Origin of the sequence: Burkholderia sp. BKH01 (assembly GCF_025685725.1) — a bacterium.
GTDB classification, from domain to species: domain Bacteria; phylum Pseudomonadota; class Gammaproteobacteria; order Burkholderiales; family Burkholderiaceae; genus Burkholderia; species Burkholderia pyrrocinia_C.
Map to the genome: position 1 here is coordinate 96,491 of NZ_JAOTQT010000019.1, position 17,556 is coordinate 114,046.

A 17,556-nucleotide genomic window follows, 5' to 3' on the forward strand; every position below is an offset into this window, starting at 1 on the left:
TCTGATTGCTGCGGGGTTCAGCCTGATCGGAATCGGCGTGCTGGTGGAGTTTGCCCGTCACGTCGATCCGCTGTCCGGCCGGTTTACCGGCCGTCTGCGCAAGCGCTGATTCGACCTTCCCGATTTTGCCCGAGACGGCACGCGATGCACACCGGCATCGCGTGCCGGCTGTCGTGCGCTCAGCGCGCCGGCAGGTAGCGTGACGGATCGATCGAGCGGCCGCCGTAGCGCAACTCGAAATGCAGCGCGACGCGATCGCTGTCGCTGTTGCCCATCTCCGCGATCGACTGCCCCTGCGTGACCGACTGGCCTTCCTTCACCAGCAGCGCGCGGTTGTGCGCGTACGCGGTCAGGTAGTCGGCGTTGTGCTTCAGGATGATCAGGTTGCCGTAGCCGCGCAGCCCGTTACCCGCATAGACCACGACGCCCGGCGCGGCCGCGATCACCGGCGTGCCCGGCGAGTTCGCGATGTCGATACCCTTGGATTTCGAGCCGTCGAATGGGCGGACCACATTACCGGCCGCCGGCCAGACCAGCGAAATGCTCGTGGCCGGCTTGACGGTCGATTCGACCGGCGCGGAAGGCGCGGGGCGGGCGCGGCCCGCGCTGCCGGTGCCGGTGGTCGACGGCGTCGATGCGGTAGTCGTGCCGGGCGGCGGCGCGACGCGCAGCACCTGGCCGACTTCGATCGCATCGGGGTTCGTCATCTGGTTCCAGCGCACGATGTTCTGCACCGACGTGCGGTTGTCGCGCGCGATCTTGTAGAGCGTATCGCCGCGCTCGACGCGGTAGAACCCGGGGCCGACGGGCGCGGAGCCGCACGCGACGAGCAGGGCGGCGCAGGCGGCTGCGAAGAGTCGCTTCGTTGTTGTTCCGAACATTGAACCTCGCAAGACCCTGCCGCGCACGACGCGGCAGGCAACACAAAACGTCCGATTTTAACGGGTTCGACCCGCGCACCGCAGTTTGGGGCCTTGGTCGACGCCATCGCGCGCCGTTTCAGCCTGCGAGCGGGATCACGCGGATTCGCAGCGTTGCCGTTTCGGTCGCGCCGGGCGCGAGCATGCGCAGCCCGAGGCCGTTGTGGATCGCATCGGGCAGGCCGAGCCACGGCTCGACGCAGTAGAAGTCCGAATCCGGCTTTTCGGTCCAGGTCGTGACCGCGTACCACGGGATCGAGCCCGGCACGTCGAGCGCGATCTCGATCGCGCGGCGGCGGCCCGGCATCACGATGCGCACCGGCGCGGACGGCTCGCCGTCGAGGCAGTGGAAGCGATCGAGGATGTCCGGATCGTCGAGGCGGTAGCGCGCTTCACCGGGTTCGAGCGGGCTGATCGAGCCGTCTGCGCGTTGCTGGCAGATGCGAGTCGGCGGCAGCTCGAGTGTCGTGTCGGCGCGTTCGCCGTGCGGCAACGCGAAATAGAAGTGGTGGCCCGCATAGTAGGGCAGCGGCGTGTCGCCGCGATTGGTCGTCGTGAGCGCGACCTCGAGCGTATGCGCGTCGGCCAGCCGGTAGGTCGTTTCGAACCGGAAATCGAACGGGTAGCTCGCGCGCAGCGCGTCGTTCGCGTCGAGCGTCATCGACAAGGCGGCGCCGTCGGCCGACGGATGCGCCGCGAACGGCAGATCGCGCGCGAAGCCGTGCATCGGCAGGTCGCGGACCACGCCGGCGGTGTCGCGCCAGCGGCCGAGCTCGCCGTCGACGCGGTGGCGGCCGAGGAACGGGAACAGCAGCGGATTGCCGCCGCGCACGCGCGCGAGGTTGCTCCAGTCGGCCGTTTCCGGCCAGAAGATGACCGGTTCGCCGTCGACGTGCCATGACAGCAGGCGGCCGCCGAATTGCGGGGCGACCCGGACGAGCGACGGGCCGGCGTGAAGTTCGTGAATGTCGTGTTGCTGGAAGATCGGCATGGCGAATCGGGTTGGGCAGGTGGACGGGACACGGTGCGCTCCATTATCGGGCCGCGGCCGGTCGGGGAAAACCCTTCTCGGGAAATTGCGAGTTTTTAACATTGTCAACGGTCTGGATAATGCGTCTAAACCGGTGATGTTGCCGGGTCATGACACTTCGTGGAGGGGGCCATGGATCTGGCAATGGCAATGGGACTCGCACTGTTCGGCATGTTCACCGGCAGCACGGTATTATTTTTCTATCAGCTCGGCCGCTGACGGCAATTCCTGCCGAAGTCGAAAGGCCCGCCATGCAAATGGCGGGCTTTTTGCTTTCTGAGCGCTTACAAATTGCAAGCGTTTGTGTGCATTGCCGCAATATCCGGCCAAATGCCTTGGCGCAGTAATCCTGGCTCGGCATAATCGGGGCGCGTTTTTTCGGACGCGCATTGCGTCGTCCGTCTTTCTTCCCGCTTAATCTCCACTAAAAGGACCGACGCGTGAGTCTCTGGTTTCTGGTATTCCTGAGCGTCCTGCAGGGCGTCACCGAACTCTTCCCCGTCAGCAGCCTTGGCCATACGCTGCTCGTGCCGGCGCTGTTCGGCATGCATATCGACAAGCACGCGCCGCAACTGCTGCCGTTCCTCGTCGCGCTCCACCTCGGCACCGCGCTGGCGCTGCTGTGGTACTTCCGCGCGCGCTGGGTCGCGCTGATCGGCGGCTTCTTCGCGCAGCTCGGCGGCCGCAAGAACGACGACGGGCACCTGATGTGGGCGCTGATCATCGGTACGATCCCGACCGGCATCGTCGGGCTGCTCCTCGAGAAGCGTATCGAACGCGTGTTTCACGATCTGCGGATCGTCGCGATCGCGCTGATCGTGAACGGCGTGCTGCTGTGGCTCGGCGATCGCATCCAGCGCAGCCGCGCGCATCAGGCACCCGAGAAGATGACGTTCAAGCAGGCGTTCTTCGTGGGCCTCGCGCAGATCGGCGCGCTGATTCCCGGCTTCTCGCGCAGCGGGCTGACGATGATCGCCGGCAATGCTGCGGGGTTGACGGCGGAGAAGGCGGCGGAGTTCTCGTTCCTGCTCGGCACGCCGATCATCTTCGCGGCGGGCGTGCTCGAACTGCCGAAGCTGTTCCACGCGCGTGACCAGCTCGCCGATGCGCTGCTCGGCGGCGTGCTGACGGCGATCGCCGCGTACCTGAGCGTGCGGTTCCTGATGCGCTATTTCGAAGGGCGTGGCCGGCTCGCGTCGTTCGGCGTGTATTGCGTGATCGCCGGCGTGTTCTGCCTCGGCTGGTTCATGCTGCATCCGCAGCCGGTTTGATGCTGCGATGGCCGGTCTCGCGTGATGTGACGCGATGATCGGGTATAATTTCGGGCTCGGTTTCATGCCGGGCCCGTTTTGTTTCGGGGCGTTGGGTTGGGTGGTGTCGTTGCTGCTATTTTCACTCAAAGCCCCGTGCCGAATGCGGTCCGCGTCAGGCCGTGTCTTTTCTCCTCGACCGCCCTTAGCTCAGTTGGATAGAGCAACGGCCTTCTAAGCCGTAGGTCACACGTTCGAATCGTGTAGGGCGGGCCAATGGAATCAATGGGTTAGTTTGAAATCCCGTGGCGGGCAATATTGTCTTCGGGCGATGTGTAGGCGCCGTGTAGGCATTTCCGATCACCGGGGGGCCTCCTAGATTGTTTGGGGCGGACCGATTTTTTCATCGCCGCCTGCAAGCTCGCATGCGTAGCCTGTCAGCTTCGACCGTGCCCGCTTGACAGTTCTTAGCGCTGACGAAGCCATTCCCGCGAGGACATGCTGCGGCACAGCAATTCCGTCGCGACGACGTGCAGTTTGTCACGCTCGCGAACATCGAATCCGCAGTTGCCTAGATCGGCGTGTTCTCGTCGAGTGCAGATTTCGCTTCTTCTTTCGATTCGCTCCAGAGTTTGCCGTTCTTGAGCAGGTACGCCGAGCGCTGGTCGAGATCGTTTGGCAGAACGCGCATTCGCAACTGGAATAACCACATCGGCCAGCGCCTGAATACGAAGCGGTCGAGATAGTAGTTTGCAAGAGAGGCGTGCTCTACGCAGTAGTCCCACGCCAAGGTTGCCACGTATGTTCGCACGTCAAGGGCAGCCTCCGCAGCGACGACTTCGTCTATCGACATGTGGGGCCGTTTGGCATCGTTGTCGACCTGCTTGAACACGTCCAGCGCATGTTCAAGCTGCTCGTGGATCATGGCGCAGTGCGAAAGGTGGGCATACAAGCGGGAGTCGATGTCGTAAAGCTGCCGGACGGTCGGGCTGTGCAACACGGTCGGAGTCGGCTTTTGCTTGAGGAGCAGGCGGCAAGTAGTCCGCTTGTTTTGGCGCTTCGTCTGATGGCTTGTCGCGAGAACGTGCTGGATGCCGTCGTTGGTGGCCTGAAGGCTCATCAGTTCAGGTAGGACCGACGAAGCCGCTATGAACCATTCGCGGTGCGTCTGCTTGAATGCAACGATGAACGCGGCCACCACGCCGAGCATGCCGCCAACGAACGCGCCGATGAGAGTCTGCCACCGGTCGACGAACGCGACGAAATCGACGCTGTCGGGAATAGGTAGGTGCTCGCACATGAGTGCGGCTGTCTGTGTGATCTGAAAAAAATGCGCGTCCGTCGTCAAGGTTGTCCCCTTTTTTCTGTTGGCGGCGCAAGTGTAGTGATCCGTGCAGCACGGCATTCAAGCGTGTTGCTGTCAAGTCAATCGGCCTATATCTCGGCCAGTCGCGAAAGTACCCTGCACGGGGAACCGATCCTCGCGGCTACGGCGACAAGCATCTCCCGGAAGGCCCCGTCCGAGGTGACGATCACATCGCAGTAAGCGACCGCCAGCACGCCAAACTGAACGTCAATGCCGTCCGATCGCCTGAGCCTGCGCTGACTTGCGACTCGATGCCGATAGGTTTGTTCCTCTGCGTGGAACGCCGGGCAGTGGAGGTACGCGTCGTCGATGTGCGCAAGGAGGAAGCTGACAAACGCTTCGCGTCGCCGCTGATCGATCCATGCGTTGTCGGCCTGATTCCGCTCGGGAAGCAGTTCCATCAACCACTGCCGGTCGATCAACTGCTCATCGCGTTCTACAACGCCTTCGACGAACGCTTGACGGTCAGCCTCAGCTGCTGCTGGTCCATCATCAAGCTCGGCGTCAAGATGTCGGCGAAGGTCGGAACGAGTCATCATCTCCACACCGTCGCGGAAGCTCTCGCCTACGAAAGGGGTCGCGGGGGTGCGGGGGCTGGCGAAGGTCGACCACATTTGTGCGGGCGTGTCGAAGAATGGACTGACCTCCTCGATGCGGTATGGGTGATCGTTGTACCGGTGGGCCGCATATCCGACGACCTCCTGCACCTGAACGAGACGCGGGTTTGCGCAGTAGAGCGGCCGGACGTCCGTGATGAACTCAATGCAGCCGTCCTTCGTTTCCTGACGGCCAGCCCGCGCAGTCTCGTACATGTTCCAGACCGATACCGCGAAACGATGCTCTCCCGTCCTGACGATCTCCGTGGCGCGAGCGCGTTCAGCATCCGCGTCGGCGACGCGAGTATGCCCCGCAATGTCGGAGACGAAGTTGTGATCAAGATAGATAACGCCCATCTTTGCACGTGCAGTCGGATGCTGAAGCAACAAGTGTATCGCGAGCTGAACGCGGAGCACGCGCCCCGAAAATCGGGTGCTAACTGGTCTGCTGCTGTGCGGGAGGTATGGCCTCCGGTATCCCATGACCCGATCCGCTGTAGGGCCAATGTCATATTGGCTCGCGCGGCTGAACAGGTGGCGTTGCCCTTTACGTCGAAAAAACAAGCGTTTGGAGCCGAAAACTGGTTCCTTACGGGGTAGAAGCGTTTACGTGTAAACGCTTCTAATCCAGATTGCCACCCGCCCCGTGTTACACAACCCCATCACTCCACCGTCACCGATTTCGCCAGGTTCCTCGGCTTGTCGATATCAGCACCGCGCAAACACGCCGCGTGATACGCAAGCAGCTGCAACGGCACCACATGCAGGATCGGCGACAACAGCCCGTAATAATCCGGCATCCTCAACACCGACACACCTTCGCTATTATCGATCCGCGTATCGGCATCGGCGAACACATAAAGCTGCCCGCCGCGCGCCCTCACTTCCTGCATGTTCGACTTCAGCTTCTCGAGTAGCGCATCGTTCGGCGCGATCGTCGCGACGGGCATGGTATGGGTCACAAGCGCCAGCGGCCCGTGCTTCAGCTCGCCCGCCGGATACGCTTCCGCGTGAATATACGAAATCTCCTTCAGCTTCAGCGCGCCTTCGAGCGCGATCGGGTAATGCAGCCCGCGCCCGAGAAACAGCGCATTCTCGTGCTGCGCAAATTCCGCCGCCCAGCGCTCGATCTGCGGCTCCAGCCCGAGCACGTCGTCGAGCGCGTCGGGCAGCCGTCGCAACTGCATCGTGTAGCGCGCAAGCTGTGCGTCGTCGACGTAACCTCGCAGCCGCCCGAGCGTCACGGCGAGGATGAACAGCGCGACGAGCTGCGTCGTGAACGCCTTGGTCGACGCGACGCCGATTTCCGGGCCGGCCCGCGTCAGGAACCGCAGGCCGGTCTGACGCATCATCGCGCTGGTCGGCACGTTGCAGATCGCCAGCGTGTCGATATGGCCGAGCGCTTGCGCGTACTTGAGCGCGGCGAGCGTGTCGGCGGTCTCACCGGATTGCGACACGCTCACCACCAGCGTGTTCGGCGTGGCGAGCGCGTCGCTGTAACGGTATTCGCTCGCGATTTCGACCTGCGCGGGCACGCGCGCGATCGTTTCGAGCCAGCGGCGCGCGGTCAGGCCGGAATAGTGACTCGTGCCGCACGCGAGAATCAGCACGTTGTCGATCTGTTCGAACGCCCGCGCGGCGTCAGGCCCGAATACGGCCGGATCGAACAGGCCCGCATCCGGGATGGTCGCGGCCACGGCCTGCGGTTGCTCGAAAATCTCCTTTTGCATGAAGTGCCGGTACGGCCCGAGTTCGACCACGCCTTGCACTGAGGAGACGGTCTGTATCGCGCGCTCGACCGGCGCGCCGCTGCGATCGAGCACGCGCACGCCGCCTGCCGTCAACTCGACGACGTCGCCTTCCTCGAGAAAGATGAAGCGGTCGGTGATGCCGGCGAGCGCGAGCGCGTCGGACGCGAGAAAGCATTCGCCGTCCTTCACGCCGACGACGAGCGGGGAGCCGGCCCGCGCGCCGATCAGCCGCTGCGGCTCGTGTTTGCTGAACACCGCGATCGCATAGGCGCCGTGAAGCTGCGACGTCGCATCGCGCACGGCGGCGAGCAGGTCGCCGCGATACTTGCTGTGGATCAGGTGAGCGACGACCTCGGTGTCGGTCTGGCCGTCGAACTCGTAGTGCTCGTCTGAAAGTTGCTTGCGCAACGTTTCGTGGTTCTCGATGATGCCGTTGTGCACGAGCGCGATCTCGTCGCGCGAGAAAATCGGATGCGCGTTGCACGTTGCCGGTGCGCCATGCGTCGCCCAGCGGGTGTGCGCGATGCCGGTGCTGCCGGTCAGGCCGGTGCTGCGCACGTGTGCGTCGAGATCGGCGACGCGCGACACGCTGCGTTCGCGGCGCGCCTGGCCGTCGACGACCGTTGCGACGCCGCATGAATCGTAGCCGCGATATTCCAGGCGACGCAAACCTTCAATCAGAATCGGGACGATGTCCCGTTGCGCGACCGCGCCGACGATGCCACACATTACATGTCTCCTTCCATGTCGATCATCATGGACCGCGTGCGCCCTTGCATCAGCGCGACGCGGTTGCCGTTGGCGTTGCCGTCGCCGTCGTGAATCCGCATTGAGCGGGCGTGACGGGCTCGGCCATCCTGCTTTCGAATGCCAGATACAGCGACTCCTCCAGTACGTTCCAGTGTGCGCCGTGGCGGTACGGACCGGATCGCGCATGCCAGCATGCGACCGTGCTCCAGTCGTTCATCTTGAATGCGGCGAGCGCGATCAAGCCCCACGGATAATCGGTGCCGGCGAGGTGCTGCCACGTCTTGCCGTACTTCTGCATCCATTGCGCGTAGATTGTCTTGTTGGATTGTTCGGGAACCTGAATATCGGACAGAAGCGGGAAGATCTGTGCGACTTTCTCCGGATAAAAGCTCGTACCGCCGATTCGCTGCGTGCTTGAGCGAAAACCGGATTGCGCGCCGAGCCAGAACACCTTCAGGATCGCCGACTCGAGCTGGTCGGCGCGCTGGCTCCACGGGCCTGCGTGCATGTAGTCGGCGCGCCGGAAGTAGTAGGCCGCGAGCGCCCGGAATGCGCTGTGTACCTCGACGTTGTCCATCAGCAGCGCGACGTGCAGCGACGACGAGATCTGGTAGACGCCGGCAGGCTTGTCGAGCAGGGTGTCCAGATGCGCGCCTGCGCGGCTCAGGCTGAGTTCCCATGCGGCGGGCATGCCGTCGGACGGCGCGAAACGGGCGAGCAGTTCGATCCAGGTCGCCATCATCGCGTCGTCGGTGTCCGCTTCGGCGCAAGCGCTGTACTGGCCGTTCTTCACACAGTAGCGATCGAATCCGCCGTCCGGTCGCTGGCGCGGCAACAGCCAGGCGATCCACGCGAGTGCGGCCTGACGCGCGTCGAGTCGCGCGTCGGAGGCGGCGAGCAGCGCCTTCGCCGCGAAATAAGGATCGATGCCGGCACCGTTCCGGCGTACGGTGATCGCCCCGTCGGGGCGTTGGTACAGCCCGCTGAGCTGGAGCTCGACGGCGCTCGCGTGCAGCGCGAAGCCGCACACGGCGACACAGCAGGCGACGCGCCACAGGCGGCGCAGCCGGGCGGCGGTCGCCACGCATGCGCGTGCGGCCGGGAACAGCGCGGGCCGGTTCATGATCGGGGGCTCCTGCGCGGGTGGTCCTTCGCAATCGTCGCCGGGTGCGGCGTTGGCCGCGTCGCGCCTGGCGAGCGTGTCGACGTTGTGGCTCAGTGCACCCTGGCGCTGGTGAACGTGAGGCTGGTGCCGTTTTCGCGCTCACGAGCCGGTTCGTCGCATGAGCGCTCGAAGGCGGCCCGCGGATCGCGCGGATGTCAGCGGGAAACGACGGCAGGTTCGTCGCGCAGGGGCGGCTGTCTTTTGCCCCAGGCGGACGCGTCGCGTCGCCTCCCGGCTTCGTTGCTTTGGCGCCTCCGTCTGTCCGCTGTCGTGCGAGTACTTCGGGACACACCTGTCTTGCATTAAGCAAGGTGTGAGCCATCAGCCGCGATGCGCCGTGCAGCAAGGAGCGGGGGAGCTGCCTGCGAGTGCGGCCCGGGCGGAGGCGGCGTTTTTTGATTCACCGACGAATCAGCTCGTGTGCGGGCGGTGCGACCGCGCGCGGTCGATGTCGCGCCTGCACGCGCCATGCGGCGAGCGATTTTCCCGCCGAACCCGTGCCGCCTTGCAGGGCGCGGCTTTGCATGGTCGGCGCGTTATGTGTCGTGCGTTGCATGTGCGTTGGCCGGGACGCCGGGGAGGGTCCCGCTGCCGCATGCACCGGATGGAGCGGACTCCGATGCAGCCGCCCGGTGCCGAATCTGCGTTTCAGATCCGCAACATTTCGCGTCCGTCGATTCGTGTGACGCGAACGACGCCGCGTATCGGGGAAACCCTTCGTGTATGACCCGAGCCACGCGGTCGATCGCGTGCCGCGCGCTGCACGGAAAAAGTAGCGAACCGAGGCGACGCAAAGCGTTTCGAAAGATGCGTGAGGTCCGACGCGCAATTGACGCCCGAAATGAATTCGTCATTGATCGGACGACGTGCCGGATGGATCGCGCAACCGACCGGATGTTTGTCGATGTCGAGCTCGCCGGGCGATGCGAGCTCGTAGCAGTTGTGAAACATTCCGAAACTCGCTGCATGTGCACCTCGCGCACCGTGCGAACCGAACCCGGCCGCAGGGCGGCTGGTTTGAATATTGCTGTAGTCGTAGTGACGTGACGAACAGACGCGAGGCTCGACGCTGCGAGGAACGACTCATGACGTGACCGATCAAGTGCGACGGGACGCCGGTAGTACGACGATTCGCGTGGCGGAGACCGCGCGGACAGGACGGCGCGCTCGCCCCGCGACACCGCTGCACCGCGTGCGAGTACGGGAGGCGCCGCCTGAATACATGCTTCGCGCCACGAGCAGGGTCATTCGGCGCGAGGCGGCTAAACGAGGATAACGATGAAAAAGATCTTGCTTGTGTTCGGGACTCGGCCGGAAGCCATCAAGATGGCGCCGCTGGTGCGCGCGCTGAAGGCGCAAACGGATGTCGACGTGAAAGTATGCGTGACCGCACAGCATCGGGAAATGCTCGACCAGGTGCTGACGTTGTTCGACATCAAGCCCGACTACGATCTCAACCTGATGCGTCAAAGTCAGACGCTGACCGACGTGACGACCGGTATTCTTCAGGCGATCGGCTTGGTCTTCGATGAATTGCGCCCGGACGTCGTGCTGGTGCACGGCGATACGACGACCACACTCGCGGTCAGTCTCGCGGCGTTCTACCGCTACCTGCCGGTCGGGCACGTGGAGGCCGGCTTGCGCAGCGGCGACATCTGGTCGCCGTGGCCGGAGGAACTGAATCGCCGCGTGACCGACGCGGTATCGTCGTGGCATTTCGCGCCGACCGGGAAAGCACGCGACAACCTGCTCAGCGAGGGCGTGCCGGCGGGCTCGGTCGTGCTGACCGGCAACACCGTGATCGATGCGTTGCACGAGGTCAGGCGCATGCTGGACCACAACACCGAGCTGACGAAGAAGGTTGCCGCGAATTTTCCGTTCCTCGAACCGTCGCGTCGTGTCGTGCTGATCACCGGCCATCGCCGCGAGAGCTTCGGCGAGCCGTTCCGGCATTTCTGCGAGGCGTTGTCCACGCTCGCGAACCGCTATCGCGATGCGCAGTTCGTCTATCCGCTGCATATGAACCCGAACGTGCGGGAGCCGGCGCGCGCGCTGCTCGGCGGCCTGCCGAACATTTACCTGATCGAGCCGCAGGAATATCTGTCGTTCGTATTCCTGATGTCCCGCGCGCATTTCATCATCACCGATTCGGGCGGCATTCAGGAGGAAGGGCCGGCGCTGGGCAAGCCGGTGCTCGTCACGCGCGATACGACAGAGCGGCCCGAAGCGATCCAGGCCGGCACCGCGCGGCTCGTCGGAACCAATCAGGAGCGGATCGTCTGGGAGGCGTCGCGGCTGTTCGACAACGAGAGCGCATACGGGGAAATGTCGCGCGCGAGCAATCCGTACGGCGATGGGCATGCGAGCGAGCGGATCGTTCACGCGCTGATGCGTACGCCGGGGGCGACCGCGAAGACGACGAGTTTTTCGATGGGTGCCGCGGAGATGCCGCATAACGCGCTTACGCTGGGGTTGCAGGCGTTGCGGTCGCGATGAACGTGATCGCGCGGTAACGTCCGAACCGTTCGGTGCGGTCGTGCGAGGGTCCGGTCCGGCCGGGAGGCCGGCCGGACCTTTGCATTTACGTGATTTCGCGATCGACAATTTCCCGTTCCTCGGCCCGTCGATCGCTCTGGGCGGCGTGCGAGAACGAGAAAGAAACGCCTTCCGCCGCGCATCGAGACGCCGACACGCAAGCCACCGGCGACATCACCGACAGGCATGACCCGTCGCAACACTCCATTCCCGGCTGAACGTCCTTCCCCGATTGCCTAAAACTCTCGAATCGCCTCGATCCGACGGCAAATTCGAAATGGTTCGATAATGCGATCGGCGATCCATGCGGACGAGCGGTTGACCGGGATGTCATCGAAATGTTGCGAAGGCAACCGGACGACAGCCTCGTTTGCGGCATCGGCCCGATCGTGTCTGCGGGCGACACGGTCCACGAAACGGCGCCACGCCTGCCTGGTTGTTCGGAATGTGCGCCGCGCCGTTCGAATCCCCACTCGATGCCTGTCCGACGCGGGCGTCGCAACCAGGAGGTGAACGATGATCACGCTGACCGTCAACGGTAGCGAACAGCATTTCGACGGCAATCCCGACATGCCGTTGCTCTGGTACCTGCGCGATGTCCTCGGCTACACCGGCACCAAGTTCGGCTGCGGCATGGCGCTGTGCGGCGCGTGCACGGTGCATCTCGACGGCGTCGCGATCCGTTCGTGCATCACGCCCGTCGCGACCGCTTCCGGCAAGCGCGTGACGACGATCGAGGGACTGTCGACGGACCTGACGCACCCGCTGCAGCAGGCATGGCAGGAACTGAACGTCGCGCAATGCGGCTACTGCCAGTCCGGGCAGATCATGCAGGCCGCGTCGCTGCTGAAGACGAATCCGCGTCCGACCGACGCCGACATCGACGATGCGATGTCCGACAACATCTGCCGCTGCGGCACCTATACGCGCATTCGCGCGGCGATCCGGCTGGCCGTGCGCCGCGGAGGTGCCGCATGAGCGTATCCGAACTCTCCGTCCACAACGAAAGCCGCCGCGCGCTGTTGCTCGGCTTTGCATCCGGCGGGCTGTTGCTTGCCTTCGGCGTGCCGTCGCTCGCGCGCGCGGCCGCGCCGGTTCAGCCGCCCGTCAGCGCGAATCCGAAATATGGTGGCGCCGGGATGCCGCACGGGCTGCGCGACGATCCGCACCTGTTTGTTGCGATCGCAACGGACGGCACCGTCACCGTGACATGCATCCGCTCCGAAATGGGGCAGGGCGTTCGCACGAGCGTCGCGCTCGTGGTGGCCGATGAACTCGGCGCGGACTGGGCGCGTGTGAAGGTCGCGCAGGCGGTTGGCGACGAGCCGCGCTACGGCAACCAGAATACCGATGGCTCGCGCAGCCTGCGCCAGAGCTTCGCCGCGCTGCGCCGCGCGGGCGCGGCCGCGCGCACGATGCTTGAGCAGGCCGCCGCGACGGCGTGGGGCGTCGATGCACGCCAGGTCAAGGTGATGGTGCACGAGGTTGTCGATATGAAGAGCGGGCGCAAGCTCGGCTTCGGCGAACTTGCGGCGAAAGCGGCCGCGCTACCGGTGCCGGATCCCGCCACCGTGATGCTGAAGGCGCCGGCCGAATTCCGCTATATCGGCAAGGGCAAAACCGCATTGATCGACGGCCGCGACATCGTCGGCGGCCGCGCGCACTACGGGATCGACACGCGGCTCGACGGCATGCTGTATGCGGTCGTCGCGCGACCGCCGGCCTATGGTGACACGGTGGGGTCGTTCGACGCATCGGCCGCAGAGAAGCTGCCGGGCGTCGTCAAGGTCGTGCAGCTCGCGTCGCCGCCACTGCCGTCCGGCTTCCAGCCGCTCGGCGGCGTGGCCGTCGTCGCGCGCGATACGTGGACGGCCATCCAGGCGCGCTCGAAGTTGAAGATCGACTGGAAGCACGGGCCCAACGCGAACTACGACTCGGCCGCGTATCGCAAGACGCTCGAAGCGGCCGCCGCGCAGCCGGGCGACGTGATCCGCAACGACGGCGACGCGGCCACGGCGCTCGCCGGCGCCGCGAAACGCGTGCGCGCGACGTACTACATCCCGCATCTCGCGCACGCGACGATGGAGCCGCCCGCGGCCGTCGCGCGGGTGGCCGACGGTCGCTGCGAAGTCTGGACCTGCACGCAGGCGCCGCAGACCACGCGCGACGAGATCGCGAAGGCGCTCGGGCTGACGACGGAGCACGTGACGGTCAACGTGACGCTGCTCGGCGGCGGTTTCGGCCGCAAGTCGAAACCGGACTACGTGGTGGAGGCAGCGCTGCTGTCGAAGGCGGTCGGCGCGCCGGTCAAGCTGACGTTCACGCGCGAGGACGACATCGCGCACGACTATTTCCACGCGGTGTCGCTCGAAGCATTCGACGGCGGGATCGATGCGTCGGGGAAGGTGGTCGCATGGCAGCATCGCACGGTCGCGCCGTCGATCCAGTCGACCTTCAGGGCGGGTGTCGTGCACGAGCAGCCGGGCGAGCTTGCGCAAGGGATCGCGGATCTGCCGTTCGCGATTCCGAACGTGCGGATCGAGAATCCGGCCGCGGAAGCGCACACGCGGATCGGCTGGTTCCGCTCGGTCTACAACATTCCGCATGCGTTCGGAATCCAGAGCTTCGTGTCGGAGCTTGCGCACGCGGCCGGCCGCGACCCGAAGGATTTCCTGCTCGAGCTGATCGGGCCCGCACGGCGTTTCGAACCGCACATCACGGTGAAGAACGTGAACTACGGCGAGGATCCGGCGCTGTATCCGGTCGATACCGGGCGACTGCGGCGCGTGGTCGAGACGGTCGCGCGCGAAGCCGGCTGGGGACGCAAGCTGCCGAAGGGACACGGGCTCGGAATCGCCGCGCATCGCAGCTTCGTGTCGTACACGGCCGCGGTGTGCGAGGTGCAGGTCGGCGCGGACGGCAAGATCTCGGTGCCGCGCGTCGACATCGCGATCGACTGCGGGCCGCAGGTCAATCCGGAGCGCGTACGCTCGCAGCTCGAGGGCGCGGTGGTGATGGGGCTCGGCATCGCGCTGCACGGCGAGATCACGTTCAAGGACGGCCATCCGGAGCAGAGCAACTTCAACGGCTTCCAGGTGCTGAGAATGAACGAGGCGCCGCGCGAGATCCGCGTGCATCTCGTCGCGCCGGACGACTTCGCGACGCCGCTTGGCGGTGTCGGCGAGCCGGGCCTGCCGCCCGTCGCACCGGCGCTGACCAACGCGATCTTCGCGGCGACCGGCACGCGCATCCGCAGCCTGCCCGTCGCCGATCAGCTCGCGAAGCGGCAGGCGGGTTGACGCGATCCCCCACGCCGGGCCGCATCGTGCGGCCCGGTTCGAAGCAATCCCTAAACAAGGAGTGTCGACGTGGCCTCATCCGATGTCAGCCTGAAGCAGGCGGTGTCTGCCGCCGAATGGGATGCGCGGGTCAACCTGGCGGCGGCCTATCGCCTCACCGCGCTGTTCGGCTGGGACGATCTGGTGTTCACCCACATTTCCGCACGCGTGCCTGGCCCGGAGCACCATTTCCTGATCAACCCGTACGGGATGATGTTCGACGAGATCACGGCGTCGTCGCTGGTCAAGGTCGATCTCGACGGACGCAAGGTGTCCGAGTCGCCGTACGAGATCAATCCGGCCGGCTTCACCATACACAGCGCGGTGCATGCGGCCCGCGACGATGCGCTGTGCGTGATGCATACGCATTCGATCAACGGTGTCGCCGTGTCGGCGCAGGAAGCGGGCTTGCTGCCGCTGTCGCAGCAGTCGCTCGGCGTGCTGGCATCGCTCGGCTATCACGACTACGAGGGCATCGCGCTCGACGAGGGCGAGAAATCCCGCCTCGTGCGCGACCTGGGCGGCAACACGTACCTGATGCTGCGCAACCACGGGCTGTTGACCGTCGGCGCCACGCCGGCCGACGCGTTCGTCGCGATGTACTTCTTCGAAGCGGCGTGCATGATCCAGGTCCGCGCGCAGTCAGGCGGCTCGGCGCTGCTGCCGGTCGCGCAACCGATTCTCGACGGCATCAAGCAGCAGATCGCCGCGGTCACGCGAGGGATGGGCGCCGGGGCGCTCGTCTGGCCCGGGCTGCTGCGCCGGCTCGATCGGCGTAATCCCGGGTACGCGGCGTAGCGCGTCCGTCGTTGTTGTTTGCGAACGACCGTGCTAAATTCCTGCCAGCACTTGCAACCACGGATCCATTCATTCGGCTGACAAGGCCGGCACCCGGGAGGCAGCACGATGAGCCTGTTGATGTCGCGACGCGATCTCGCGTTCCTGTTGTACGACTGGCTCGATGCCGAAGCGCTCGTCGCGCTGCCGCGTTATGCGGAGCACAGCCGCGAGACCTTCGATGCGGTGCTCGACACCAGCGAGCGGATTGCGACCGACCTGTTCGCGCCGCACGCAGCGCGCGCCGACCGTGAGGAACCGCATTTCGACGGCGAACGTGTGACGCTGATCCCGGAAGTCGAGCCGGCCGTGCGAGCGTTTGCGGACGCCGGGCTGATCGCCGCGGGTCACGACGAGGCGCTCGGCGGCATGCGGTTGCCGAAGCTGGTCGAAGCCGCATCGTTCCTGTTCTTCCAGGCCGCGAACATCGCGACCGCCGCTTATCCGTTCCTGACCGTCGCCAACGCGAACCTGCTCGTCGCGCACGGTAGCGCGGCACAGATCGACGCGTTCGCGCGCCCGGAACTGGAAGGGCGCTTCCTTGGCACGATGTGCCTGTCCGAACCGCAAGCCGGTTCGTCGCTGTCCGACATCGCGACTCGCGCGGATTTCGAACGCGATTCGCCGCTCGGCCCGCGCTACCGGCTGACCGGCAACAAGATGTGGATTTCCGGCGGCGAACACGAGCTGGCGGAGAACATCGTCCACCTCGTGCTCGCGAAGATTCCAGACGAACACGGCCGCTTGCAGCCCGGCACGCGCGGCATCTCGCTGTTCATCGTGCCGAAGTACCTGCCGGGAACCGACGGCGGCGCCGCCGGCGAACACAACGATGTCGTGCTCGCCGGACTGAACCACAAGATGGGCTATCGCGGCACGACCAACTGCCTGCTGAATTTCGGCGAAGGCACGCGCTATCGTCCGCAAGGGCGTGCGGGCGCGATCGGCTATCTGGTCGGCAAGCCGAACCACGGCCTTGCCTACATGTTCCACATGATGAACGAGGCGCGCATCGGTGTCGGTGCAGGTGCGGTGGCGCTCGGCTACACGGGTTATCTGCACGCGCTCGACTACGCGCGCAACCGGCCGCAGGGGCGTCCGCTCGGGCCGGCCGGCAAGGATGCGGCCGCGCCGCAGGCGCCGATCGTCGAGCATCCGGACGTGCGGCGCATGCTGCTCGCGCAGAAGGCCTATGTCGAGGGCGGCCTCGCGCTGATTCTCTACTGCGCGAAGCTGGTCGACGAAGGGCGCGCACATGAAGATGCGGCGGTGCGCGCCAATGCCACGCGCCTGCTCGACATCCTGACGCCGATCGCGAAAAGCTGGCCGTCGCAGTGGTGCCTCGCCGCGAACGATCTCGCGATCCAGGTGCACGGCGGCTACGGCTACACGCGCGACTACGCGGTCGAGCGGCTCTATCGCGACAATCGCCTCAATCCGATTCACGAAGGCACGCACGGGATCCAGGCGCTCGACCTGCTGGGCCGCAAGGTCGCGCAGGACGACGGTGCATTGCTGCGCGCGCTCGACGCGCGGATCCGCGCGACAGTCGAACGCGCGCGGGCGCTGGACGTCGGCACCTGCGAGCAGGCCGATGCGCTGGCGCAGCGCTGGGCGCGACTGTGCGAGCTCACGCAGCAGTTGGGCGTGATCGGCGAGCCGCAGAAGCGGCTTGCGAACGCGAGCGTCTATCTCGAAGCGTTCGGCCATCTCGTCGTTGCGTGGCTGTGGCTCGACGTGACGCTCGCCGCGCACGGGCACGGCGGCGATTTCCACGACGGCAAGCGTGCGGCGGCCCGTTACTTTTTCCGCTGGGAATTGCCGAAGGTGGATGCGCAGCTCGATCTGCTGTCGAGCGTCGACACGACGACGCTCGACATGCACGACGCGTGGTTCTGAACGTTGCCGCGCCGACATTCCGGAATGCTGACGATGTGGTGGATGCCGATTCTGCTGGCCACCGCGTGTTCGTCCTGAACCGTTCGTGCGGACATATCCCGCAAACCGTACCGATGCCC

The 17,556-nt window shown here is 65.3% G+C and carries 12 protein-coding genes and 1 tRNA gene; 7 read left to right on the top strand and 6 right to left on the bottom strand.

Going from position 1 to position 17,556, the window contains the following annotated elements; translation table 11 throughout:
- Window positions 1–179 precede the first annotated feature (179 nt).
- Together OEJ37_RS24600 and OEJ37_RS24605 are read right to left on the bottom strand one after the other, a co-directional pair.
- Complete coding sequence (locus tag OEJ37_RS24600) at window positions 180–881, bottom strand: peptidoglycan DD-metalloendopeptidase family protein (RefSeq protein WP_263346395.1); 702 nt, start codon at window positions 879–881, stop codon at window positions 180–182.
- Window positions 882–999: 118 nt separating this feature from the next.
- On the bottom strand, window positions 1,000–1,911 hold the full coding sequence (locus OEJ37_RS24605; protein WP_175945478.1) for an aldose epimerase: 912 nt from the start codon (window positions 1,909–1,911) through the stop codon (window positions 1,000–1,002).
- Window positions 1,912–2,390: 479 nt separating this feature from the next.
- On the opposite strand from OEJ37_RS24605, the gene OEJ37_RS24610 reads away from it, so the two are divergent.
- Together OEJ37_RS24610 and OEJ37_RS24615 are read left to right on the top strand one after the other, a co-directional pair.
- Window positions 2,391–3,221 carry an undecaprenyl-diphosphate phosphatase gene (locus OEJ37_RS24610; protein WP_011351628.1) on the top strand — a complete coding sequence of 277 codons (831 nt, stop codon included), beginning with the start codon at window positions 2,391–2,393 and terminating at the stop codon, window positions 3,219–3,221.
- Window positions 3,222–3,399: 178 nt separating this feature from the next.
- Window positions 3,400–3,476: transfer RNA gene (locus OEJ37_RS24615), tRNA-Arg, on the top strand.
- A 295-nt stretch (window positions 3,477–3,771) separates the two neighbouring features.
- Here the strand turns inward: OEJ37_RS24615 and OEJ37_RS24620 are convergent.
- The 4 genes from OEJ37_RS24620 to OEJ37_RS24635 all read right to left on the bottom strand — a co-directional run bounded on the left by OEJ37_RS24620 (window position 3,772) and on the right by OEJ37_RS24635 (window position 8,786).
- Window positions 3,772–4,548, bottom strand: coding sequence for a hypothetical protein (locus OEJ37_RS24620; protein WP_263346402.1), 777 nt, complete (start codon window positions 4,546–4,548; stop codon window positions 3,772–3,774).
- 86 nt (window positions 4,549–4,634) lie between these two features.
- Window positions 4,635–5,519 carry a hypothetical protein gene (locus tag OEJ37_RS24625; protein ID WP_263346405.1) on the bottom strand — a complete coding sequence of 295 codons (885 nt, stop codon included), beginning with the start codon at window positions 5,517–5,519 and terminating at the stop codon, window positions 4,635–4,637.
- Between the two features lie 305 nt (window positions 5,520–5,824).
- Window positions 5,825–7,642, bottom strand: coding sequence for a glutamine--fructose-6-phosphate transaminase (isomerizing) (gene glmS / locus OEJ37_RS24630; protein ID WP_152858769.1), 1,818 nt, complete (start codon window positions 7,640–7,642; stop codon window positions 5,825–5,827).
- Window positions 7,643–7,691: 49 nt separating this feature from the next.
- Window positions 7,692–8,786: a hypothetical protein gene (locus tag OEJ37_RS24635; RefSeq protein ID WP_174420836.1), complete on the bottom strand. Its 1,095-nt coding sequence runs from the start codon at window positions 8,784–8,786 to the stop codon at window positions 7,692–7,694.
- A 1,320-nt stretch (window positions 8,787–10,106) separates the two neighbouring features.
- Here OEJ37_RS24635 and wecB point away from each other — a divergent pair.
- From wecB to OEJ37_RS24660, 5 genes are all read left to right on the top strand, one after another.
- Window positions 10,107–11,324: a non-hydrolyzing UDP-N-acetylglucosamine 2-epimerase gene (gene wecB, locus OEJ37_RS24640; RefSeq protein WP_263346410.1), complete on the top strand. Its 1,218-nt coding sequence runs from the start codon at window positions 10,107–10,109 to the stop codon at window positions 11,322–11,324.
- A 555-nt stretch (window positions 11,325–11,879) separates the two neighbouring features.
- On the top strand, window positions 11,880–12,341 hold the full coding sequence (locus tag OEJ37_RS24645; RefSeq protein WP_263346415.1) for a (2Fe-2S)-binding protein: 462 nt from the start codon (window positions 11,880–11,882) through the stop codon (window positions 12,339–12,341).
- Window positions 12,338–14,662 carry a xanthine dehydrogenase family protein molybdopterin-binding subunit gene (locus OEJ37_RS24650; protein ID WP_263346419.1) on the top strand — a complete coding sequence of 775 codons (2,325 nt, stop codon included), beginning with the start codon at window positions 12,338–12,340 and terminating at the stop codon, window positions 14,660–14,662. The genes OEJ37_RS24645 and OEJ37_RS24650 overlap by 4 nt, the downstream gene beginning before the upstream one ends.
- 69 nt (window positions 14,663–14,731) lie before the next feature.
- Window positions 14,732–15,499 (top strand): class II aldolase/adducin family protein, encoded by a 768-nt coding sequence (locus tag OEJ37_RS24655; RefSeq protein WP_263346423.1) that lies wholly within the window; start codon window positions 14,732–14,734, stop codon window positions 15,497–15,499.
- Between the two features lie 108 nt (window positions 15,500–15,607).
- Window positions 15,608–17,437, top strand: coding sequence for an acyl-CoA dehydrogenase (locus OEJ37_RS24660; RefSeq protein ID WP_263346426.1), 1,830 nt, complete (start codon window positions 15,608–15,610; stop codon window positions 17,435–17,437).
- Window positions 17,438–17,556 lie beyond the last annotated feature (119 nt).